Below are 21,644 nucleotides of genomic sequence, written 5' to 3' on the forward strand. Positions count from 1 at the left end.
CTGATAGTTCAGTAAGACCATGTATCGGAGGAGCGAACAGATTTGTAGGACAAGCTCCGATAGAAAGTGGTGATTCTATCATAGGCGAGGTCATGTATTTTGATTTAGCTTGGGTAAATTGATTATTCCCTTTGTTTTTACAGAGAATTATTTAATCTTAGTTTAATTTTACTCATCAGGGGGCGTAGAATATTCAAACAGACAGTATTTATCATGGTGTCTTCCCAGATGACGATCCCAATGTAGGTAGAACGTTTCTGTGGGTTGGGGCGCTGTTGCTCAAATAAGATTGACCCTTCTAGTTTCTGCTAGACCCAATCGTGAAGTCTAAATAGTCTGTATAACAGGCAAAGTAAAAGGCAATATCGCCTTCTTCAACGCCCAGTCTGGATGATGGTGCTTAGGAGGGGAGTCATCATGTGATTCTCTTAGTACCGCTACCGCCCAAAATTTGGGGATAATTTGAGTGATAAATTGTCAACAGGGGCACAAATGTAAGTTTTTTCCGCCTTAGGTAGGCGCTCGTTTTTGTGGCCAAGTAAAAAGTTATTTATCGCTTATGCCACGCGTCTTAGGTTAAACGATCTAAGGGGTTGGTGACGCCATCAGCGCCCATATTCAAAACATGAGTATAAATTTGCGTCGTACGAATATCACTATGCCCTAGTTGGGCCTGAATAGTGCGAATATCGGCACCTGCTTGTAATAGGTGGGTAGCAAAAGAGTGGCGAAGGGTATGGCAAGTAATTGCTTTGCTTATTTTTGCTTGGTGTTTTGCCTGTTTTATAGCTCGGCTAATGTTAGAGGGATCGAGGTAGTGGCGGCGCAAGTGCCTAGCACCGTGCTCGTAACTTAAGCGACTAGAAGGGAAAAGGTAATGCCAGCTTAATTCAAAAGCAGCCTTGGGGTACTTTTTGGATAATGAGTAGGGCAAATATACTCCTGCATATTCCAGATTGGTTTTATCACTAAGGTAATACTGTTCACTGATTGATATTTGTTGCTTTAAGGCGGGGAGTAAATTTCTGGCTAGGGTTACTCTTCTATGCTTACCGCCTTTCCCATCCCAAATAGTGAGGCCAAGGTAATCAAAATCAATATCTTTTACTCGTAGCCTTAGAGCTTCCATTTTGCGTAAGCCACTACCGTACATGAGTTGAGCTAATAAAAGATTGGGCGGTGATAATGCCGCTAAAAGACGTTCAATTTCTGCCTGTGTTAAAACGACTGGTAACTTAGTTTGCTGGTGGCTTGGCTGAAAATTTAACGCGAGTGATAAGGGGTGGTTGATGATGTCTCGGTAAAGAAAAACCAATGCATTTAATACAATCGCTTGGGTCTTTGGCGCTAAATGCTGTGCACTCGCCATGTGAGATAGGAAGGCCTCGACCTGTTGGTTATGCAATTCGCTAGGATGCCGCTTATGATTGAAAATGATGAAACGTTTGATCCACAGCAAATAGGTATTGATAGTTGCCTCACGATAGTGGCGCGTACGCATATGTTCGCTGATATAAGTCAAAAACGGAGATGACATAAATAGCACCCGATACTGTTTTTATATGGCTCTTCACCGTTCTTGGTGGAAAGTCATATCAAGCCCTCCAAAGTGAAATAAAATAGCTCGCTTAAAGCGTTCTTTATTTCTAAAACCCATCGAACGTATTTTTAGGCGCTGAATGTTTCCATTTATCGCTTCTGCCAAGCCATTTGATACCTTATAACGCATCGCATTGATGATGCCCTTTAAGTGCGTTTTCACGGTTTCTGCTGCTGTCATCATCGGCCTGATTTGACTGACCTTTATGAGTGCTAACCAATCATTCCAAGCCGCTTTGGCGTTAGCTGCATGGCCATACCAAATGGCTCTTGCTTGCTCTTTGAATATCCAGCTCAAGGCCAGTATTTTGCATCATCTTGGCCAGCGCATTCACTCTTTCTCTCAATGTCCCATGTAGGTGGCTGTTTCGTTTTAACCATCCATACCGTGTTTGGTGGCACTCTCTTTTTAAATGCTGGGGCAACGCCATGAGTTCGCTTTTTCTCACTTAATTCACCGCTTTAGTGAGCACCTTTGCGATATGAAAATGGTCTATGGCTATCATTTGCTTAGCCCGCTCACCGAAGTAGTCATATGCTGCGTTTATATATGCTCTGCTCATGTCCATCGATATGGAACGTGTAACCATTGTTGACTCAGGGGGCAATGCCTTAAAGCAAGCAGATAGGCTCATGCCTGTTCGACCGTCTTCAACCGATATCACCTGACCATCACGATTGGATAATACCGTGACATAGTCATGGCCTTTCTTAAATGCCGTTTCATCGACCAACAGGTCTTGGTAGTTGATGGTGGTTCTGGCTGTCAGACCGCGTTGAACGGCCCGAGTCATCATCCGGTCAATGGCTCCCCAGCTAAGCCGATAGGTTTTACTCACCGCGTATAAGGAACTGACTTTAAGCATCTCTATAACGCGAGCCTCAAACAGCTCTGTGTAGCGACTGTTACTTGTCGCCCAAGGCTCTTGAAGTGTTTGTACCCCATGCTCTGGGCAATCAGCCCTAGGTACTTCAGCCTCAATGCGCGTTTCAAACTGACAGGTATCTAAATGTCGCCAAACCCGCCGCCGAGTATCGTGTCGACGAACAGCCTTACCGCAAGAGGGGCAAGCCGTTAATGAAGCTCGGTCATAGTCAACGCGTACGGTGATAGTCTGGGTAGACTCATTGAGTTCAACAGATGAAACAGCCCAAGGATGAGTTAATCCAAGAATGGATTGATAAAGCGTCGTGTCTTGCATGGTCGCGAGGTATTCATGAACGTTTACTTATTATCTCGCTCATTAATGTTTGTTGAAAGTGTTTCCACTACATTCGGTGAAGAGCCAATTATATACAGTTAAGTGGATTCCCATCTTTCTGCAAATGCATTACCATCTTTCGCGCATGGTCAAAATGGTGATTCACTGATATGCTGTTGATAAAATTGAATATTAAAGGCTGTGTGAATTTCTGTGCTGCGTGATAGGTGGTAACTTCGCATGCGTGAAAGATGGGAATTTGCATATTAATATACTGTTAAATTTCATTCGGAGAGTCGTCATGTGGAATGGTCCATTTGCCCCTTGGGTAGTTGAAGAGTCTTATTGATATTATCAAGCTTCATTAAGAGTAAGTGAGCTAGGTTATGTTTCTGATGTGAATGCGGCTCTTTCAATGGAAATGCTATTTAAAAGTTATTTGTGTGAAGAAATAGCAATAAATAAAGGTTTCAATTATAAATTCGATCCAAAAGTGCTAAATAAAGAATATAAAGAAAGTAATATTCGTGCTGGTCACGATTTATTTCTTTTGGCGAAGTCTCTACCAAAAGAAATACAATTTTTATTATTTCAGGACTCTGATTTTGAGTTAATAAAAAAAAGAAGAGATACTTTTGTGTCATCTAGATATCTATACGAATCAAAAAATAAAGTTAGTAGCGATGGTATCCTGTTGCATTTAGTATCAGGGTATATTGAAAAGACAATTAATTTGTATAAAGAAAGAGAATGTGATGATTGGTGGATTAATCATTACCCAGAAATTTAATCGGGTAGCCGAAGGTATCTAGCCTCCAGCCCCCACAACACCCCAGGGCGGGAGCATACTTTGATGGATTTATAACCCAAAGAAGACTCGTGCCCGATAATCGTCGCTCCATCCCGCTTTCTTCAACTTCACTTTGTGACTTGGCGCTCCACAATCGCATTGTTTGAGCATGTTCATCACAAAACGTCTAAATAGAGCTATGTTTTCCACCGCTCCGTCTAAAGTAATGCGAGAGTTATCCTCTTTAAAAACAACATCTAATACGTAATGCTGGCTGTTTTCAATTCGCCAATGCTGACGAATATAGTGGCCTAACAATTTGTGATTCGGTGACATTGAGCTTATGTAATACGAGGTATCTACAGTGCCTTTCCCATTTATCACGCGGTGACGTTCCACTGCTATGATACTTCTTACCGTTGGCCATTTCTTTGCTAACTCTTCGGGCAACTTGGCCTTTAGTTGAAAGACGTATCGCTCTTCGCTACGACCATGGTGTTTTTCTTTAATTTCAGTGACGACCTTCTCTTTACCAGCATCAAAGACGGCTTGAAACTGCTCAACAACAGCCGCTCTCAACTTTGGTTGGTTGTTTTTTACTTGAACGACAACATGAGCCTTCTTTTCTGCGATTTTCTCTAGTGTATCGCGCTGACAATGTAGAGCATCAACGGTGACAACACTGCCTTTTACGTTAATAACATCAAGCATTTGGCGCACAACGCTAATCTCGCCGTTCTTGTTCGCTGTCGGTTTCTGACTCAGAACGAGACCACGTTCAGTATCATAGGCTGTAACCAATTGTAATGCTGTTTTCTTGTTATTTCGGTACGAACCACGCAGTACTTTTCCGTCAAATGCGATGATGGCTCTGTTTTGACTCGTTCGCTGCTCGTTAATCCACAGAGCTAATGCCTCAAGCAAAGACTCCGCGACAACAGAACGCAAAATGCGTGCAATCGTGTGTCGTCTTGGGATCCCGTGTTCAAATGGTCTATATTTCCTCAGCCAGCCCAACTTCTCTTCTCCATAATATTCAATGTCTTGCCAGCCTTCACATCCTGATGCGATAGCACTGATAACAAGGAAAATCACGTCAATAAGGTCATGCTTTTGATTGATGTCAGATCGAGTATCCTCGACGACTGATAAATGTTCAATTATGTTCAAAATAACTATGTAGCTTAGGGTTTAGAGGTATTAGATCATATCTGTTAACAAAGTGCGATCCCCCCCTGCACAACACCCTGCATGCGGCTCCGCACAGGGCGTTTCACTTAGAATGGTGAAGCTTAATCCATCCATCTCGAAGCGCAAATAGACCTTGGGATGCTAAATAAGCATTCGATAATGCTTGTTGGATCCCCGGTGTTTTCGAGCTTCTCCATGGGCCTTTACTGGTTATGCCACAGGCTACCGCGGCTTGAACATGTACTCCTCTACGCATCAGATTTCTTACTTTGGTTCTCGGTTTTCGCCACTGTCGCCAGCAGTGTTAAAGTGGACATCCATATTAAAAACCATAAATACAGTAACAGCGTTGGTGAAGTGAACACCACTACAATCATTTAGTTCTGAGGCGATTGTCATGCCGATTAACGGCTAAATTCACCGTAGGTGACTCGGTTTGATAATTTCTGGGCCAATGTGCGTCTCAGCAAGGCAAGGTATCCCCCCATACAAGACTGATGATTGAGGGTGGTTCGAAAGTAAGCTCGCGCTTAAGCGCGGTTTAGCAAACGTTTGCAGCAACTTAAACCGGCCGTTCGTTTATGTCCCATATGCTGATGGTATTCCCTGAGCAAGCTTTCTTGACCGACTGCCCCAGAAAAGTGCCGTTCAAACTCACCGCTTAAAATCAGCCACTGCGCTTCATTTATCCCTAAGCGTTGGATGATGGAACTTTCGCCACTGTCGATGTCACCCCGTTTATCCTCTCTTACCATGCGTCCGGTCATATCAACCAACTCAAGATAGTCTTTCAGCTCAAAGGGTAAGCCTTGGGGCATCGGCTCTCTTGGGTTACCCACAAAGGGAAACAGGTTTGTTGCCTGGGCTTGTTTTAGCTGAGCGGCTTTTGCTCGTCGTTGTACGCTGGTATGAGCAGAGCCCTCTGGTGTACTTGCCATCTTGGCTCTGATGGGGTTTAAGTCTACGTAAGCCATACACGCCATGAGTGCGGCTTCATCCAAAAGCGCTTGGGATTTAAAGCGTCCTTCCCAAAATCGACCGGTACATTGGTCTTCTTGATTGGCGGCTCGCGCAATGTGTTCGTTTAAATGGCGCATAAACCAGCTTAAGTCATACAGGCGAGTCCGATACACTTCGGCGGTGGCGCGAATGGCTTGTAGTTGCACCTCACTTAACTGCGGACGTAACTCAAGGTTGAGATACATCTGAGTCAGTAAGGTGCCCTGATGCAAACTATGCCAGCGTTCTAAGACTTCATCCATTGACCAAGCTTCTGCTTGCGGCTGATTAACATGTAGCACGAGGTGGGTATGATTACTCATGACAGCATAAGCACAGACATCAATGGCGAACACCGACGCTAATTTGAGCAGATAATCCTCGACCCACTGGCGGCGGTGCTCATAGCTTTTACCAGTTTGTTGGTCTTCGCCACACAGAAACGCCCGTCGAACACAACGGGAAACACAATGATAGTAGGGTGTATCCGATAAGCTCACTTGCGAGCGTCTTGACCGAGGCATAATGTTAACTCCCTCAAATAAATCACTATTGATAGTTTAGACTATAATAAAGGCGTTTCGTTAGTTGGAGTGGGTGTCTCGGTTGACGTTTTTTGTTTTGGGGTGGGTGTCTTGTTTGACGTTTTCTTGTTTTTCGTTAGTTGGGGTGGGTGTCTTGTTTGACGTTTTTCCTACCAGCATGGCATCATCTTCTCCTATGAGAATGTCACCTGTTTTAAACGAATGGGATTTGCTTTACTAGCTTGGACTGCAGTAGGCATAGTATCGAATACCTTACTCGGTTTAGTTCTCACCTTTCAAAACCCTGTTGGGGAGCGATTAGTGACCATAGGATTTGGCTCTTCTGATATGATTAACTTAATTATTGGCTCTGTGGTATTACTGATTTCTTGGGTACTGAAAGAAGCTGTCGAAATGAAATACGAACAAGAATATACCGTTTAACATGGCGATTATTATTAACGTAGATGTAATGTTGGCCAAACGTAAGATGAAATCAAACGAGCTGGCTAAACACATCGGAATTTCTGAACAAAACCTTTCTATACTAAAAACAGGTAAAGCAAAGGCAATTCGTTTATCAACACTGGACGCTATTTGCACAGCACTCAACTGTCAACCTGGTGACTTGCTGGAATATCAATCCGAAGAGGATAAATGAAACAAGGGTGAACCTTTAATAAAATAGATTGAAATTGTTGATGACATACTTTTCAAAAAATCTAATCATTTTAAAAATAATAATTCTATTCATGTTAAATATATAATAAAAATGGAAAGTCAAAAAGTAGCTGACTGTTATTTAAAACCTTAGGTACAGAAAGAGGTGACGAAGAAATGATACCAATAGAATCATTAGCAGTTTTTGTGATTGCATCAGCATTGCTGAGCATAGTCCCTGGGCCTGACAATATATTTGTGCTTATGCAATCAGCACTGTACGGAAAAAAGTCTGGTGTGCTCGTTACGTTTGGCCTATGTACAGGGCTTATCGTTCATACAACGGCTGTGGCATTTGGTGTAGCTGCAATTTTTCAAACCTCTGCCGTTGCATTTACGGTTCTGAAAATATTAGGTGCCATTTACTTGGCATTCCTAGCATGGCAGGCATTCCGTGCATCTACTAGCGCACTTCAAGTACCTGGCTCCAATTTGCAGTCGATTGGTGCCCTTTATCGTCGGGGCATCATCATGAATATCACTAACCCAAAAGTTACGATATTTTTCTTGGCGTTTTTACCTCAGTTTGCATCTCTAGAAGAAGGTGCTCTTGCACCTCAAATCTTCTTTCTCGGAGGCGTGTTCATGTGTGTGGCACTGGTAATTTTTTGTGCAATAGCCATAGCAGCAGGACATTTAGGCGGTTGGCTACAAAAGTCACCGAAAGCTCAAGTGTATTTAAACCGTATCGCAGGCACTGTATTCGCAGCATTGGCTTTAAAATTAGCCACAGTTACAAATAATGCTTAGAAGCGCCTAACAAGGCAAACATGCTCGGACTGCCAAATAGCGGCAGCCCTTTATTTAAAGGTTATTGCAATGAAACATAGAATAAGAGCAGGTGGAGTTATTTTAAATAAAAATAATGAAATATTGTTGGTTCGACATGTGGATCATACAGGAGAATGGTGGGTTCCACCTGGTGGAGGGTTTGATGATCAAGATTATTCAACTATAGATACTGTGAAAAGAGAAGTGTTCGAAGAGACTGGTTTAACGGTTCAAGTGGGCCCATTAATATATGTAAGGGAGTATTCAGAGACAAGCACCAGTATTCACCATTTGGAGGTTTTCTATTTAGTCACAGAATATTTTGGAAAGGAGACAATTGATAACCTTAAAGGCTTGGGCGGAGACGAGTTTCTGATCAAAGAATTAAAATGGTTTGCTCAAGATGACTTTGATAATGTAACTGTATGGCCGGAGGAACTAAAAGATGAGTTTTGGCAAGATATCTCAATATCAAATCCTTCTGTAAAATACCTTGGAGTTCATGCAGAACCTTTATAATCAGGGCAAGAGTATGAACGTTTTAGCCCTATTTTAGGTTAAAATTAACCTGCCGAGCTGATTGTGATCTTATGCTCCTCATTTGAGAAGTGGCCATGAATATCGATAGCATCCAAGCATCCAAGCATCCAAGCATTTCAGTATTATTCATGACTGCCGACAAAGCGCAAAAGTAGACTATCCACTGTTTGATATTTTGTTTGGCTCAGTCTGCGCCGAGATAGCCGAGGGTCAAAGCTGGATCGACATTCGTGAATATGCGCTCTGTCATCATGAGTGGTTCTTTAAACAGGGTCTGTTTGAAAACGGTGCGCCAGTTGATGATAGCTTCGCTCGACTGATTGCGAGTATCAAGCCTGCTGAGTTTCGCGACTGTTTTCTGGCTTGGATGAAAGGGGACACAAGTTGACCTCTGGTTAAGTGGTTGCCATTGATGGTCAGTCCTTGCGCGGCTCTTATGGCTGGGACGACGGACAAAGCACCACCGATATGGTAAGTGAGTAGGCCAGCGCCAACCAACTGGTATTGGGTCAACTCAAAACCGACCGTAAGAGTTATGAATTCACCGCGTTACCAGCACCGATCCAGATGCTCGATTTGCGAGGTGCCATAGTGACGATTGATGGCTGTCCAAAATTGCCATGCCAATCACCAGCAAGGGCAAAGATTAGGTATTAGCAGTTCAAAGGTAAGCAGGGTAAGTTAGCAACCGCTGTACAGACCGTCTTCGCCTCGTACCGCCGAGCCCCGATTGACATAACCACTTGTCAAATCGAGAAACAGAAAAGCCGTGTTGAAGCATGTTCTTGCCATGTATTGAATGCGAGTGAGTTAGAGGGGGATTTTTCCACTTGGAGCGGTTCGGTTTGACCAGCATTGTGATGGTCGAAAACTACTCAGTGGTTGCTATTAAACCTAAATAATGGGTTCGTTGGAGGTATTGAGCTTCCAGTTTCGCACAATATCTTACCTGTGGTTCCGCACAGGGCGTTTCACCTAGAATGTTGAAGCTTTATCTACCCATCTCGAATCGATAAATCTCTGATATCTCAGGTTCGCATTAGATAATAGTATGGTGATTTTTAAGCGTTTCATTACTGGCGGCTTAAGCTTGTTTGAAACTATGCTTACCCCGTAGCATGATCTAACAAACACAAGATTAGCTTCTTTCTGTGTTGTTCAAAATGGAAATATTACCGCCGGACTCTCGTCGAAGGCGGTTTACTGTTTGTTCCATTGATTTGATCGCATCGGATTGACTTGAGTGATAGCAATTATCTGCTATATCAAAGCACGGTGTCTGCGCGACTCTGTTGTTTGAGCCAGTCAATAAAGGCGGCGATTCGTGGGCGATGCTCTTGCCCGTTAAGGCAAATTAAATCGTAGCCTCGACCAGCATGGACTCGTTGAAATGGTGCAATTAATTCACCCGTTTGCAGGCTCTTAGTGACCAATGATTCCCGAGCCATGGCAATTCCCATTTCATTCTTGGCGGCAGTCATTGCCATCTCCGAGTGATTAAAAATATAAGTTCGCTCTAATACCTTTAGGGTTTGCAGTGAGTTTTCAGGTTGCGCTTTGAGCCATAATCGCCATTCACGATTCGGTTCATCTGCTTCTAAAGATTCAGAACAATGTATGAACGTGGCTTTGGTCAACTGAGAGGCGATCGCTGAGCTTTGATGTCCGTGTTCGCCAAATAGTTTTCGGTAGTATGTAGGGCTGCATACCGGTGTGAGCATTTCTTCAAATAGTCGGCAGCTATAAAATTCAGGGTAGCTTTTTTCACCGTAATAGATCGCTAGATCGACGGGTTCATGTTGAAAATCTAAACGACTGGCTTTCACTCTAATTTTGACATTGAGATTGGGATACAGGTTTTGAAACTTCGCGAGACGCGGGAGTAACCAGCTTTGAGCAAAGGTAGGCGCAACGCCAATATATAGTTCACCTCTTAACTCATTAAATTTAATGTCTTCAATTTCTGAAAATATGACATCAAAGGATTGGCTGAGAGCGTGTAACAAACGACCGCCTTCTTCGGTGAGTTCTAGGCGGCGGGTCAGTCGTACAAATAGGCTAAATCCTAATTGTTGTTCTAGTGACTTGATCCGTTGACTCACGGCTCCTTGAGTAATAAATAGCTCTTCTGCAGCCTTGGTAAAGCTTAAAAATTTAGCGGCAATACTAAATGTATACATATTGGTGAGTAATAATTGTTTGCGATCCATCGATGCGATCTCCACTACACATTAGTGATTCTAATACATGATGGATTATATCTGGTTTGTTTCACTTGAAAACCAATGCTTTAATTAATTTAACTTGCCTATAGGGGGACGAAAAGATGAAATCGGCTCTTAAGATATGCATTATTGGAGCGGGTTCAAGTTACACGCCCGAGTTGATGGAAGGTCTCATCAAGCTTAAAGATGAGCTAGCGATTGCTGAGTTATGGCTGGTAGATATCGAAGCTGGCAGAGAGAAAGTCGCCATCATTGGTGATTTAACTCGGCGTATGTTAGCTAAGAATGGTATGGACCACATTGCGGTGCATGTCACCTTGGATCGCATTGCGGCTTTGCAGGGGGCTGATTTTGTTTGTTCTCAATTTAGGGCTGGCTGCTTAGAAGGGCGGATCCGTGATGAACGTATCGCCTTGAAGTATGGCATGATTGGTCAGGAAACTAATGGCTTAGGTGGTTTTGCCAATGCTTGTCGTACGATTCCGATTGCTTTGGCAATCTGCCATGAAATGGAGCAATATTGTCCTGATGCATGGCTGCTAAATTTTACTAATCCCTCTGGTATGGTCACCGAAGCGATTCTTAAATACTCTCGAGTGAAAGCTGTGGGTTTATGTAATGTGCCGGTGATCATGCAAAAGGGTGTGGCACAATTACTGGGTGCCGACGAAAAAGATATTGTTTTACAATTAGCTGGGCTGAACCACCTGATTTGGGCGCGGCAAATTCTTTATCAGGGGCAAGATAAGTTAGCGGAAGTGGTGGAACACATTTTGGCTGGCAATGATCCCTTGGTGCCAAAAAACATTCCGCCATTCGCTTGGCCTGCAGAGCTACTGCGTCATATGGGCATGATCCCTTGCGCCTACTTACGCTACTACTACAGCAGCCAAGATATTATGGCGCAGGAACTTACAGAGGCAAATTCTGAAGGGACGCGGGGCGAAGTGGTCAAAGCGATGGAGAAGCGCCTGTTTGACATTTACCGCAACCCAGCGTTAAGCGAGAAGCCTAAAGAACTTGAAAAACGGGGTGGGCAATACTATTCACAAGCTGCTTGTGAGCTGATGAGTGCAATTTACAACGATAAACGGACTATTATGCATGTGAATACGCGTAATCATGGTGCTATAGCAGGGCTTGCCAATGATTGCGTTGTAGAAGTCAGTAGTGTGATAACCAAGTCTGGACCATTACCGCTCAACGTCGCGCCTTTTCCAAGTGATACTTTACGTTTAATCCAGTTGATGAAAGAATTTGAATCGTTGACTGTCGAAGCGGCGGTTACTGGTAATCGTAACGCTGCACATCGAGCCTTGATCCTCAACCCGCTGGTGAATACAGGCTCGGTTTTAGAGCAAGCGCTGCAAGAGACGATTCAGCAAAATTTAGACTTTATGCCGCAATTTCGTTAAGTTTCGACACCTGCTTGGCGAACCAAGGATGCCGAGTCGCAAACGGTTTTGATGTGGTTGTTCCAGATTTTTATCGGGAAGTTATCGCCACGATTCGACAAAATTTATATACACTTTTTTGATGGTGGAGGTTTTGCTCTTTAAATAAGCCTTTCGAAATCATATTTTTCAATCTGGTTTTACGGCTTGGCTTCTAAAATAGCCAGTACTTCTTGCATCGACTGGCGGTACTGCTCTTCATTTGAGTTACGAAATAGCAATAAATCGTCAATGATCTCTGGGTTGTCGATGCTACGGGGAATTGAAAAATCAAGGCCTTGAAGATACTCATCCCAATTATTTAATTTCCAAGTATCTCTAGACGAGTTTCTTTGAATCATCCGTTGTTTAACCACCTCAATATCCGTTTCAACCCAAACCACCGTGAGCCGCGCTTTTTTTTCAATGAGCTTATTCTTTAAGTTATCGATATATGCGGTATCTCTTATTTCACGGGTAAATGGGGCATTGATTAACACAATATCGTCGTAGTCCAATGCCTCCATGGCCAGTGCTAAAGTTGCTTCATATTCGTAGTTGCGAATATGCTCTTCAAAGAAATCTGAACTTCGATTTATTTCTTGGTTCGCTAGCTTGAAAATTTGATGAGATAGTACAATCAAGGTGTCTTTGTCTAAATACACCACATGTTTGAGCGCTTTGGCTAATTGTTTTGAAATATAGGTTTTACCACTGGCCGGTGGCGATGTAACTAAAATCAGTCGTTTCATGATTGTTCCATATTTGACAAAGCAATGATAAAAAATGCTCGCATTTACTGGTGGCTAATTAAGTTGAAATAAATATTGTCGCGATCAACTTAAATCGTTGGTTTTTGAGAAGGAGGCTTCCTTACAGCTTTGTTGCTAAGCTAGCTTAACACTGGTTTGGTATGCTTGGCTCAGGACGTTTGTTTCTCGTCCTGGCTGCTATCATAAGGTTAGTTTTCGGCTCATGTCCTTAAAGTTAATATAGTTTTAATTTGTCGTTGATAATTTGTCAATGATTCGGTTAAATCGAAACTCATTCGCCGAAGGAGTCGCAATGCAAAACCTAGACATAATTGAAATAAAGTCTTTTGTGCCAGCTAAAAATTTCGAGGATTCTAAACGTTTTTATCAGGCCATAGGATTTGAGCTCGCTTCGGATTTCGATGGGATTGCTTATTTTAGAAAAGGCGCATGCTCTTTTTTGCTTCAAGATTTTTATGAGAGTGCTCATTGCCAAAATTTTATGATGCATTTGTTAGTAGAAGATGCTGCGAGTTGGCGTGAACATATAATTAAATCGGAGGTAAGCTCAGCATTTAGCGTGAGCTTGTCTGAATTAGTGAGCCAACCTTGGGGCATGTTGGAGTTTTGTCTGACGGATCCAAGTGGAGTGTTGTGGCGAATCGCTCAGAATCAATCAGTGAGAGATATTGCTTGATAATTTTTAGCAATATCTCTCTTGATTAGCTCAATTCTGAGCGGCAATTTGCTTGAAGAATGAGCAAATTTACCCTCGTCACCAATTAAGCGGGTATTAAACCATTGGAATCACTGATATGACTAACAAACCTGCCATGCAGTAATTAAAAGCTCTTATCTTATTAGGTGCAGTTAAAAAAGTTTGTAATTGTTTCCCCGCAGCGGCCCAAATGCCGACCGAAGGGAGGTTAATTAAGCTAAAGATCAATGAAACAAGGAGCACACTATTTAGTTCGCTGCTTGGTGCATACACACTAATGGCGCTGAGTGCCATAGACCAAGCTTTGGGGTTGACCCATTGAAACGCAGCTGCAGATAAAAAGCTCATTGCTTGATATTGCTGATGTGTCGCGTTCACTGGCTTACTGCGAGCAATTTTAAACGCTAGAAAGAGCAGATAAAGTATGCAGGCAATCTGTAATAGCTGATGAATAAAGGGGTAACGCGTAAACAGCCCCGTTAAACCGAAACCTAACAAGATCACCATCAAGCTGAAACCAAATACCACGCCTAACATGTGGGGGATGGTGCGAATGAAACCGACACTCGCTCCCGAGCTCATTATCATAATATTGTTTGGACCGGGTGTGACCGTTGAAACAAAAGCAAAGCTAACCAGTGCTATAAGTTGTTGATATTCCATGTCTGTTTCTTATTTCAATTGTATTGGGTACTTGTATATTAATTAGATATGCCGTAAATTTTGTGCCTATATTTGTTTAGATCAGCATTAATGCACAACTATTGGTGGTTATGGATAGATTCGACGAAAGAATATTGCGAGAGCTAAAATTGAACGGTCGCTTAACTAATGTGGAGTTGGCAGAACGCATCGGTTTGTCACCTTCGGCGACTTTACGTCGAGTGCAAGAGCTGGAGCGCAGCCAAGTGATTCAAGGTTATCGAGCGGTGCTTAACCCAATCAAATTAGGGATAGGATTCATCGCCTATGTCACGATTGGGCTGTCGAATCATAGCAAACAATCGCAGCTCGATTTTGAAGCGCACATTATGGATGCCAAACAAGTCACCGAATGTCATAACATCACTGGGGCGAATGAGTACCTGTTACGGATCGAGACTGCCGATCTTGCCGCCTATAAACGTTTTCATTCTGACGTGCTGGGTGAGATCCCTCAAGTTAATTCGATTTCAACTCTGGTGGTGATGGAAACGCCGAAAGACCAACGAAGCTAAAGCGCAAAAAAAACCATCGGATTGGCTCCGATGGTTGGTATCATTTTTAGCACTGGTTATTTAAGCGAGATCGAAGCGATCGGCGTTCATCACCTTATTCCACGCGGCTACAAAGTCGTGTAAGAACTTGGTTTGTGCATCACTTTGGGCATACACTTCGGCAAGTGCCCGCAACTGCGAGTTGGAACCAAATACCAAATCAACTCGGGTGGCGGTCCATTTTAATGCGCCATTAGTTCGCTCACGTCCTTCAAATACGCCTTTTTCTGTGGCACTTGGTTTCCACTCGGTTGCCATATCTAGCAGATTCACAAAGAAGTCATTACTCAACTGCTCTGGTCGCTGGGTCAATACCCCATGTTGCGTTTGCTGATAGTTGGCATTGAGGACTCGCATGCCGCCAATCAGTACCGTCATTTCGGGAGCACTTAAACCAAGTAGTTGTGCCTTATCAAGCAATAGTTCTTCCGACGACACGCTGTAGCTCGCTTTTAGATAATTGCGGAATCCGTCTGCGATAGGCTCTAAGGGTTCGAACGCTGTGACGTCAGTTTGTTGCTGCGAGGCATCATTGCGCCCGGCACTAAACGGAACTTCAAGCTTTTGTCCGGCTGCTAGCGCTGCTTGTTCAATGGCAGCGTTACCGCCCAGTACGATTAGATCAGCGAGCGAGACCTGTTTGTTATTGCTCTGGGCTTGATTAAACTCGCTTTGAATGGCTTCTAGTACCGCTAATACCTTGGCTAACTGAGCGGGTTGATTGGCCTGCCAGTCTTTTTGTGGTGCAAGGCGGATCCGAGCCCCATTGGCGCCACCGCGTAGATCCGAACCGCGGAAGGTCGAGGCCGAAGCCCAAGCCGTTGCAACTAGCTCAGATACCGATAGTCCAGAATTTAACAATTTTACTTTGAGCGCCTTAATATCGGCGTCGTCGATGATTGCATGTTCTACCGCTGGAATAGGATCTTGCCAAATTAATTCTTCGGCAGGGACTTCTGGGCCGAGGTAGCGTTGAACAGGTCCCATGTCGCGGTGAGTTAGTTTGAACCATGCGCGAGCGAAGGCGTCGGCAAATTCTTCAGGATTTTGATGAAAATGCTGAGATATCTTGCGATAGGCGGGATCTTCGCGAAGTGCAATGTCTGAGGTTGCCATCATTGGCGCATGGCTTCTCGACGGATCGTGAGCATCGGGGACGCTATTTTTGGCGCTATTGCCTGTTGGTGTCCACTGTTGGGCACCGGCTGGGCTTTTGGTGAGTTGCCACTCGTTACCAAATAGGGTTTCAAAGAAGCTGTTATCCCATTGCGTTGGCGTGGCAGTCCAAGCGCCTTCTAAACCGCTAGAAATAGTGTCCACACCCTTGCCTGAGCCCATACTATTGTGCCAACCTAAACCTTGTTGCTCGATGGACGCGGCTTCTGGTTCGGCACCGACCTGCGCGGCATCACCTGCGCCGTGTGTTTTACCAAAGGTATGACCGCCAGCGATCAGCGCCACCGTTTCATAGTCATCCATGGCCATGCGGGCAAAGGTTTCACGAATATCCTTGGCTGAGGCAAGGGGATCGGGGTCGCCATTGGGCCCTTCTGGATTCACGTAAATTAAGCCCATTTGTACGGCGGCTAAAGGATTTTCTAGATCGCGTTCTCCGTTGTAACGTTTGTCATCTAACCATTCTCGCTCTGTTCCCCAATAGATGTCTTCTTCGGGTTGCCATATATCGACGCGCCCGCCAGCAAAACCAAAGGTTTTTAGGCCCATCGATTCTAATGCGACATTACCGCTTAAGATCATCAAGTCTGCCCAAGAAATTTTGTTTCCGTATTTCTGTTTAATTGGCCAGAGTAAGCGGCGAGCCTTGTCTAAGTTCACGTTGTCAGGCCAACTATTAAGGGGAGCAAAACGTTGACTACCGCTGCCAGCACCGCCACGGCCATCACCGGTGCGATAGGTGCCTGCACTGTGCCATGCCATGCGAATAAAAAACGGTCCATAATGGCCGTAATCGGCTGGCCACCAATCTTGTGAATCGGTCATTAAGGCTTGAAGATCATGTTTAAGTGCTGCGAAGTCGAGGCTTTTAAATGCTTGCGCATAGTCAAAGTTTTCACCGAGCGGGTTTGATTCTTTACTGTGTTGGTGAAGAATATTGAGGTTGAGTTGATTCGGCCACCAATCTTGATTGGCGGTGCCCTTATCAGCAACTTTAGTTCGAGAGCCGTGCATCACTGGGCATTTTCCGGCGCTTACCGCATTATTTTTATCCATTATTCTCTCCACTTTGGTTTATGGTATTGCTTGGTTGTAGGGGTGACCCTTACTGTTCGTAAACATCATAGTTTAATATATCGTAATTGGTGTAACCGTTTGTTTTTATTGCTGTGATAGTTTTTATCTATGGTTTGAATTGGTATTCATGAAGGAGTACATACTCAGATGAAAAGCCTAACAGATTTACCGGGATTGGGGCCAAAATCAGCTCAAATGCTTGAGCAAGCAGGAATTATTTCGCTAGAGGACCTACGTGAGTTAGGCGCAATCCGAGCTTTTATCAAGGTGAAGCAGTTCGGTGCAACTCAGCCTAGTTTAAATCTATTGTATGCTTTGGTAGGAGCCTTAGAGGGAAAACATTGCTTAAGCATCGCCAAACAACAAAAAGCAGAGCTGATTATGGTTTTAGAAGGCTACCAAGAGCTGGAAAAATTATTTACAGAGTAGGGCAAGCCTTTAAGCCTAATATCATCATAGGGTCTGGTCTGCATTTTACTCGTGTTGCCAAGCTGTTGAGTATTTATGGAGCCATTATTGTGAGTGAACAAGGAAGTAGCCATGATTCAAATTTCCAATAGTGTTTGGGTCGGTGAGGGCGAAACGGTGCCATTTTTTGGCTTGCCTTATAGTACCCGTATGACTGTGATCCGTTTATCGTGCGGTTCATTGTGGCTACACAGCCCAATTCGTTGGACAAGTCAGTTACAACAACAATTGGATCAACTTGGTCCGGTTAAGTATTTAGTGGCGCCAAATAAATTGCATCATTTGTTTATTAGTGAGTGGCAACAGCAGCACCCTCAGGCTCAGATTTTTGCTACTAAAGCTTTACAAACGAAGCGCAAAGATATTCGTTTTGACGGATTATTTACGCCAAATATCCCCGGCCCTTGGCAAGCTGATATCGCGCAATTGTTATTTACTGGTTCTGTCGCGATGGAAGAATGTGTGTTTTTTCATAAGCCCTCTCAGGTGTTGATTGTGACCGATCTGGTCGAGAATTTTTCACCCGAGGTTTTTACGCCAATTCAGCGCCATGTCGCAAAAGCCACCGGGATCCTTGCGCCCCATGGCAAAATGCCCATCGATTGGCGCCTTAGTTTTATCTTTGGTAAAAGTGAGGCCAGGCAACACCTACAGCAGATCTTGAGCTGGCAGCCGAAAGTTCTGATCATGGCCCACGGCCTGATCGTTAACCATGAAGTTGACAAGTTTTTACGTCGCTCGTTTGCTTGGCTCGGGTTGACTTAGCGGCTTAGGGGCTCTGTTCGCAGGGAGAGGTCACGATGAACATTTGGCGCACAGGGTATCGCTTGATTTGTTGTGGGTTCTACTGGTCAAGTTTTAGCTAAAATACAAGCCCTGGAGAGATGAGAGCGAGATACCTTCAGCTACCCGATTAAGTTTCTCTGGCAAGTTAAATAACAAACCTACCAGAGCATGTTCTGAGATATTTTACTTATTAGAATTACAACAAAGGTCAAACTTGTTATCAAAGCACCGACTGAAAATTACCTTTGAGGCGCATACAGTCATGTTTGGGCGGTAACCCAAATTGTTTCGAATACTCACGACTGAATTGTGAGGGTTCTTTGTAGCCGACTTCAAACCCCGCTTCTGCGGCGGCATATCCCTCCACCAACATAAGCCGTCTTGCTGCCATCAATCGCAAATGACTTCTGAACCGAATCGGACTTGTCCCAGTGACGTCTTTAAAATGTTTATAAAAACCTGACTGTCCCATATTTGCGATGCTGGCCAGTTTATTGATGGATATCGATTCGGTGAAATGGGTTTCTAACCATGTTATCGCTTTTTTTATACGACGCAGTCGGCTGTTTGCTGTCGCCATCTGAACAAGGACCGTATGAGATTGCGGGTTCTGAAGTAGCCTCCAAATCAGCTCTCTTTCAATTAATGGTGACAACACCGCGATATTTTGTGGGCATTGCAGCGTCTCGGTCAGCCTTACTACAGTATCGACCAATTGATCATCCATTGATCCCAGATTTAATCCGGAAGTCGTGCCTTCACTATCGCTTGTTTTGGTACATAGCTCGGTCAATTCTGCGATGAGTGCAGAATCCAGATCCAGTCGCAGGCAAAGATACGGACTACTTTTTGTAGCTTCTGTGACTGCGCCAAAAACGGGTAGCTGTACAGAGCCTAACAGGTAGTGCGCGGAGTCGTAATGGTAAATCTGATTGTTGAGTCTAGCCTCTTTCCTCCCTTGTGCAACCACACATATTGCTGGTTCGTAAAGAACCAGCTCAGGCGTGGTGGGTATGGAGGATCTCATAATCGAAACCCGTGGAATTGGTGTCTGAAAAATACCATCATCGTTCGAGAAATCGAGTAATAGCTTTGCCAGATCGCATATCGTACGCATATATCAGCACTCCATTCCTGTATTACTTAATTCAGAACACTAATTAGAATATGGAGGATGATACAAGAATTATGGGAAAGAGTCATACCGACTACTTGTGCTTTTCATCCACGATAACTACCAGTGAGCCTTGAGGCTCAAATTTGAAAATTAGCACAAAGGTTACTTATGAAGAAAACATGGTTCATTACGGGCGCATCTCGCGGTATCGGCTTCGAAATTGCACAAGCGGCACTGGTCTCTGGTGACAATGTCGTCGCAACAGCACGTAACGTAAGAAGGCTTCGGGAGCAATTGGGCTCAGAAATCCAACCACAGCTAGAATGTATTGAGCTAGACGTGAATAATTATATTCAGGCGAAAGAGGCTGTCAGCTGGTCAATTGAGCGATTTGCTAGTATTGAAGTTTTGGTGAACAATGCTGGTTTCGGTCAGCTCGGTCACTTTGAAACCGTTGAGCAGCGTGCTATAGAGCAACAATTCTCTACTAATGTTTTTGGTCTGATGCACGTGACCCGTGCAGTATTGCCAGCTATGCGCAGGCAGCAACGCGGGCACATTCTGAATTTGTCATCTATTGGTGGTGCTCTGGGCTTTGACGGCGCTGCCATCTATTGTGCTGCAAAATTTGCTGTAGAAGGATTCTCAGAAAGCCTCGCGTTGGAAGTGGCCCGCTTTGGCATCGATGTCACTATTGTTGAACCAGGCTTTTTTCGAACAGACTTTTTGGATGACTCTTCTGTACGTTATGGCCAAATTGAATTACAAGACTATACGGATGTCGCAAATACTCAAAAATCACAATACGATGAATATAGCCATGCGCAACTCGGTGACCCTAAAAGGCTTGCCCAACTCATTGTGAATACTGCGGGTATAAGCCCGGCACCACTTCGACTAGTCGCAGGTAGCGATGCTCTTTCTATGTCTCGGGACATCCTAAATAATCGTATGAAAGAACTAGAACTATGGGCCGATATTACAGTAACAACAGATCATCAGGAGGAGTAATTCTAGTTGGGACTTGAAAATAAACTAGCTCCATAGCGGCAATGCTGCTTGGCCTTATGTACGCGCAGATCTTCTGTAGGAAGATCAGCGTTTAATCACACGATGATGAATAAACGCTAAGGACTCGCGAATGGCAAGGGCATTACCGTGAGGGAATGTCTGAAGCAAGCGGACGTTTTTTAGATAAAGACTCCCAATGCCGCTTTATTTTGTAATGGTTGGGACACGGTGAAGGCCCAAACCTGAAAATCAATGAGGAGCCTGTGCAGCTCATTCGTTCTATATCCGATCGGACATAGAAACAGTGGCGCAAAATCAGAAGCCGTCATTGGAATGCAAAGGTGCGAATCGGCCGTTGTATTTTAAACATTTTCAGGAAACGCCCTGTGCGGAGCCGCATGCAGGGTGTTGTGGAGGCTGGAGGCTAGATACCTCCGGCTACCCGATTAGCCATTTTCTATGGGTTGCCGTATTACTGTTTTCCAATTTTCAGGGGCAGCTTTACGAATATCACTCAAGTAAATCTCATGGTGCTTACCGGCTTGCGTGTATTCGTTGGCATGGATAAATTCATGGACACGCTCAACCGTTGGTCCCTCTTCTGAAAAAGGTCCAATGTGCATAGTCTGTGCTGATATACCTTCACAAAATAACTCAAAACGAACCTTTGGCAATGCCTCTAAATTCTTTTTTTCCTTTACCTGCTTGTAGGCTTCTAAGAACAGATCTTGTGTCACATGTTTCGGTTGCATAATCATAGACGTCCATTTCCATTTGCTCTTGTCGTTGATGTCAAATAGAGACATGTCATCAACCCACCAAAGCCCTTCCAATGGCATGACGCCGTAGTCAATTTCTAATTCGCCTTTCTTGACCATGAATTTGAGAGCATACGACAAGGCGTAGAGAGCCTCGATTGCGTCACTGTAGTCTTTCGCTGTATTCGGATCACCCTGGCCATCAATCATCAGGAAATTCATTTCTGGGACATCAACAATCTCAACGCTCTTTGGGGAAGGTTTGTATAGGTGTTTCAACTCTTTCTTATAGTCAATTTTCTTCATTATTTATCCTTGGCTAAGGCCTTACTAAGTTGCAGCTAACCGCTATAGAACTCAAGCAAAGCCACCTTAACCATAGACTAAACCTAAAATGCCGAGCGTTCGCTGTCGACTTGAGTAATTTGTGTACGCCCGGCAGGGGCATGAACGAATGATGTGAAAGTCCTCTGTAGGAAGGTCACCGTTTAGTAACTCTTTCATTATTAAACGCTAAGGACTTGCGAATGG

General features: G+C 44.1%; 21 protein-coding genes and 2 pseudogenes. 12 read left to right on the forward strand and 11 right to left on the reverse strand.

Going from position 1 to position 21,644, the window contains the following annotated elements; all coding sequences use genetic code 11:
* Window positions 1–571: 571 nt before the first annotated feature.
* Together ACRRS0_RS10125 and ACRRS0_RS10130 are read right to left on the reverse strand one after the other, a co-directional pair.
* Complete coding sequence (locus tag ACRRS0_RS10125; RefSeq protein WP_432453328.1) at window positions 572–1,537, reverse strand: integron integrase; 966 nt, start codon at window positions 1,535–1,537, stop codon at window positions 572–574.
* A 33-nt stretch (window positions 1,538–1,570) separates the two neighbouring features.
* Window positions 1,571–2,801 (reverse strand): annotated as a pseudogene (locus ACRRS0_RS10130) (ISL3 family transposase).
* Between the two features lie 397 nt (window positions 2,802–3,198).
* On the opposite strand from ACRRS0_RS10130, the gene ACRRS0_RS10135 reads away from it, so the two are divergent.
* A complete protein-coding gene (locus ACRRS0_RS10135) occupies window positions 3,199–3,591 on the forward strand; it encodes a hypothetical protein (RefSeq protein ID WP_432453327.1) in 393 nt (130 codons plus the stop codon).
* Window positions 3,592–3,660: 69 nt separating this feature from the next.
* Here the strand turns inward: ACRRS0_RS10135 and ACRRS0_RS10140 are convergent, their stop codons facing one another.
* From ACRRS0_RS10140 to ACRRS0_RS10150, 3 genes and pseudogenes are all read right to left on the reverse strand, one after another.
* Entirely contained in the window at window positions 3,661–4,761 is a 1,101-nt protein-coding gene (locus tag ACRRS0_RS10140; RefSeq protein ID WP_432452595.1) for an ISAs1 family transposase, read from the reverse strand.
* Between the two features lie 103 nt (window positions 4,762–4,864).
* Window positions 4,865–5,080 (reverse strand): annotated as a pseudogene (locus ACRRS0_RS10145) (group II intron reverse transcriptase/maturase); the annotation flags it as partial.
* Between the two features lie 232 nt (window positions 5,081–5,312).
* Window positions 5,313–6,305, reverse strand: coding sequence for a transposase (locus ACRRS0_RS10150; RefSeq protein ID WP_432453326.1), 993 nt, complete (start codon window positions 6,303–6,305; stop codon window positions 5,313–5,315).
* A gap of 222 nt (window positions 6,306–6,527) precedes the next feature.
* On the opposite strand from ACRRS0_RS10150, the gene ACRRS0_RS10155 reads away from it, so the two are divergent.
* The 5 genes from ACRRS0_RS10155 (at window position 6,528) to ACRRS0_RS10175 (ending at window position 8,724) form a co-directional block, all read left to right on the forward strand.
* Window positions 6,528–6,749 (forward strand): DUF2975 domain-containing protein, encoded by a 222-nt coding sequence (locus tag ACRRS0_RS10155; protein WP_432453325.1) that lies wholly within the window; start codon window positions 6,528–6,530, stop codon window positions 6,747–6,749.
* A gap of 1 nt (window position 6,750) precedes the next feature.
* The gene (locus ACRRS0_RS10160; RefSeq protein WP_432453324.1) at window positions 6,751–6,966 is read left to right on the forward strand and encodes a helix-turn-helix domain-containing protein; all 216 of its coding nucleotides are present in this window, start codon (window positions 6,751–6,753) and stop codon (window positions 6,964–6,966) included.
* Between the two features lie 176 nt (window positions 6,967–7,142).
* Entirely contained in the window at window positions 7,143–7,775 is a 633-nt protein-coding gene (locus ACRRS0_RS10165; RefSeq protein WP_432453323.1) for a LysE family translocator, read from the forward strand.
* A 69-nt stretch (window positions 7,776–7,844) separates the two neighbouring features.
* Window positions 7,845–8,315 carry an NUDIX domain-containing protein gene (locus ACRRS0_RS10170; protein ID WP_432453322.1) on the forward strand — a complete coding sequence of 157 codons (471 nt, stop codon included), beginning with the start codon at window positions 7,845–7,847 and terminating at the stop codon, window positions 8,313–8,315.
* Window positions 8,316–8,457: 142 nt separating this feature from the next.
* Complete coding sequence (locus tag ACRRS0_RS10175) at window positions 8,458–8,724, forward strand: transposase family protein (RefSeq protein WP_439025081.1); 267 nt, start codon at window positions 8,458–8,460, stop codon at window positions 8,722–8,724.
* Window positions 8,725–9,601: 877 nt separating this feature from the next.
* Here ACRRS0_RS10175 and ACRRS0_RS10180 read toward each other — a convergent pair.
* Window positions 9,602–10,546 (reverse strand): LysR substrate-binding domain-containing protein, encoded by a 945-nt coding sequence (locus ACRRS0_RS10180; protein WP_432453321.1) that lies wholly within the window; start codon window positions 10,544–10,546, stop codon window positions 9,602–9,604.
* A gap of 116 nt (window positions 10,547–10,662) precedes the next feature.
* Here ACRRS0_RS10180 and ACRRS0_RS10185 point away from each other — a divergent pair, with 116 nt between their 5' ends.
* On the forward strand, window positions 10,663–11,976 hold the full coding sequence (locus ACRRS0_RS10185) for a 6-phospho-beta-glucosidase (protein WP_432453320.1): 1,314 nt from the start codon (window positions 10,663–10,665) through the stop codon (window positions 11,974–11,976).
* Between the two features lie 179 nt (window positions 11,977–12,155).
* On the opposite strand, the gene ACRRS0_RS10190 is transcribed toward ACRRS0_RS10185, so the two are convergent.
* Window positions 12,156–12,746, reverse strand: coding sequence for an AAA family ATPase (locus ACRRS0_RS10190; RefSeq protein ID WP_432453319.1), 591 nt, complete (start codon window positions 12,744–12,746; stop codon window positions 12,156–12,158).
* Window positions 12,747–13,059: 313 nt separating this feature from the next.
* Between ACRRS0_RS10190 and ACRRS0_RS10195 the strand changes: the two genes are divergently transcribed.
* Window positions 13,060–13,443: a VOC family protein gene (locus tag ACRRS0_RS10195; protein ID WP_432453318.1), complete on the forward strand. Its 384-nt coding sequence runs from the start codon at window positions 13,060–13,062 to the stop codon at window positions 13,441–13,443.
* Window positions 13,444–13,539: 96 nt separating this feature from the next.
* Here ACRRS0_RS10195 and ACRRS0_RS10200 read toward each other — a convergent pair whose 3' ends face one another.
* Entirely contained in the window at window positions 13,540–14,127 is a 588-nt protein-coding gene (locus ACRRS0_RS10200) for a LysE family translocator (RefSeq protein ID WP_432453317.1), read from the reverse strand.
* 110 nt (window positions 14,128–14,237) lie between these two features.
* Here ACRRS0_RS10200 and ACRRS0_RS10205 point away from each other — a divergent pair, with 110 nt between their 5' ends.
* On the forward strand, window positions 14,238–14,681 hold the full coding sequence (locus ACRRS0_RS10205; protein WP_432453316.1) for an Lrp/AsnC family transcriptional regulator: 444 nt from the start codon (window positions 14,238–14,240) through the stop codon (window positions 14,679–14,681).
* A gap of 60 nt (window positions 14,682–14,741) precedes the next feature.
* Here the strand turns inward: ACRRS0_RS10205 and katG are convergent, their stop codons facing one another.
* A complete protein-coding gene (katG, locus tag ACRRS0_RS10210; protein WP_432453315.1) occupies window positions 14,742–16,952 on the reverse strand; it encodes a catalase/peroxidase HPI in 2,211 nt (736 codons plus the stop codon).
* Between the two features lie 168 nt (window positions 16,953–17,120).
* Here katG and ACRRS0_RS10215 point away from each other — a divergent pair, with 168 nt between their 5' ends.
* The gene (locus ACRRS0_RS10215; RefSeq protein WP_432453314.1) at window positions 17,121–17,402 is read left to right on the forward strand and encodes a TfoX/Sxy family protein; all 282 of its coding nucleotides are present in this window, start codon (window positions 17,121–17,123) and stop codon (window positions 17,400–17,402) included.
* A gap of 111 nt (window positions 17,403–17,513) precedes the next feature.
* Window positions 17,514–18,206, forward strand: a complete 693-nt coding sequence (locus tag ACRRS0_RS10220; RefSeq protein ID WP_432453313.1) for a DUF4336 domain-containing protein — start codon at window positions 17,514–17,516, stop codon at window positions 18,204–18,206.
* Window positions 18,207–18,447: 241 nt separating this feature from the next.
* Here the strand turns inward: ACRRS0_RS10220 and ACRRS0_RS10225 are convergent, their stop codons facing one another.
* Window positions 18,448–19,344: an AraC family transcriptional regulator N-terminal domain-containing protein gene (locus ACRRS0_RS10225; protein ID WP_432453312.1), complete on the reverse strand. Its 897-nt coding sequence runs from the start codon at window positions 19,342–19,344 to the stop codon at window positions 18,448–18,450.
* Between the two features lie 168 nt (window positions 19,345–19,512).
* Here ACRRS0_RS10225 and ACRRS0_RS10230 point away from each other — a divergent pair, with 168 nt between their 5' ends.
* Window positions 19,513–20,355 (forward strand): SDR family NAD(P)-dependent oxidoreductase, encoded by an 843-nt coding sequence (locus tag ACRRS0_RS10230; protein WP_432453311.1) that lies wholly within the window; start codon window positions 19,513–19,515, stop codon window positions 20,353–20,355.
* A gap of 446 nt (window positions 20,356–20,801) precedes the next feature.
* Here the strand turns inward: ACRRS0_RS10230 and ACRRS0_RS10235 are convergent, their stop codons facing one another.
* Window positions 20,802–21,419 (reverse strand): GyrI-like domain-containing protein, encoded by a 618-nt coding sequence (locus tag ACRRS0_RS10235; protein ID WP_432453310.1) that lies wholly within the window; start codon window positions 21,417–21,419, stop codon window positions 20,802–20,804.
* Window positions 21,420–21,644: the final 225 nt, after the last annotated feature.

The sequence above is a fragment of the Agarivorans sp. QJM3NY_29 genome, assembly GCF_050870835.2.
Lineage (GTDB): Bacteria > Pseudomonadota > Gammaproteobacteria > Enterobacterales > Celerinatantimonadaceae > Agarivorans.

Excerpts from the sequence above, each read along its gene's own strand:
- ACRRS0_RS10190 (WP_432453319.1), bottom strand. The coding sequence starts at position 12,746 with ATGAAACGACTGATTTTAGTTACATCGCCACCGGCCAGTGGTAAAACC.
- ACRRS0_RS10155 (WP_432453325.1), top strand. The coding sequence starts at position 6,528 with ATGGGATTTGCTTTACTAGCTTGGACTGCAGTAGGCATAGTATCGAAT.
- ACRRS0_RS10195 (WP_432453318.1), top strand. The coding sequence starts at position 13,060 with ATGCAAAACCTAGACATAATTGAAATAAAGTCTTTTGTGCCAGCTAAA.
- ACRRS0_RS10215 (WP_432453314.1), top strand. The coding sequence starts at position 17,121 with ATGAAAAGCCTAACAGATTTACCGGGATTGGGGCCAAAATCAGCTCAA.
- ACRRS0_RS10170 (WP_432453322.1), top strand. The coding sequence starts at position 7,845 with ATGAAACATAGAATAAGAGCAGGTGGAGTTATTTTAAATAAAAATAAT.
- ACRRS0_RS10165 (WP_432453323.1), top strand. The coding sequence starts at position 7,143 with ATGATACCAATAGAATCATTAGCAGTTTTTGTGATTGCATCAGCATTG.
- ACRRS0_RS10205 (WP_432453316.1), top strand. The coding sequence starts at position 14,238 with ATGGATAGATTCGACGAAAGAATATTGCGAGAGCTAAAATTGAACGGT.
- ACRRS0_RS10235 (WP_432453310.1), bottom strand. The coding sequence starts at position 21,419 with ATGAAGAAAATTGACTATAAGAAAGAGTTGAAACACCTATACAAACCT.
- ACRRS0_RS10185 (WP_432453320.1), top strand. The coding sequence starts at position 10,663 with ATGAAATCGGCTCTTAAGATATGCATTATTGGAGCGGGTTCAAGTTAC.
- ACRRS0_RS10200 (WP_432453317.1), bottom strand. The coding sequence starts at position 14,127 with ATGGAATATCAACAACTTATAGCACTGGTTAGCTTTGCTTTTGTTTCA.
- ACRRS0_RS10225 (WP_432453312.1), bottom strand. The coding sequence starts at position 19,344 with ATGCGTACGATATGCGATCTGGCAAAGCTATTACTCGATTTCTCGAAC.
- ACRRS0_RS10160 (WP_432453324.1), top strand. The coding sequence starts at position 6,751 with ATGGCGATTATTATTAACGTAGATGTAATGTTGGCCAAACGTAAGATG.
- ACRRS0_RS10180 (WP_432453321.1), bottom strand. The coding sequence starts at position 10,546 with ATGGATCGCAAACAATTATTACTCACCAATATGTATACATTTAGTATT.
- ACRRS0_RS10125 (WP_432453328.1), bottom strand. The coding sequence starts at position 1,537 with ATGTCATCTCCGTTTTTGACTTATATCAGCGAACATATGCGTACGCGC.
- ACRRS0_RS10220 (WP_432453313.1), top strand. The coding sequence starts at position 17,514 with ATGATTCAAATTTCCAATAGTGTTTGGGTCGGTGAGGGCGAAACGGTG.
- ACRRS0_RS10150 (WP_432453326.1), bottom strand. The coding sequence starts at position 6,305 with ATGCCTCGGTCAAGACGCTCGCAAGTGAGCTTATCGGATACACCCTAC.
- ACRRS0_RS10230 (WP_432453311.1), top strand. The coding sequence starts at position 19,513 with ATGAAGAAAACATGGTTCATTACGGGCGCATCTCGCGGTATCGGCTTC.
- katG (WP_432453315.1), bottom strand. The coding sequence starts at position 16,952 with ATGGATAAAAATAATGCGGTAAGCGCCGGAAAATGCCCAGTGATGCAC.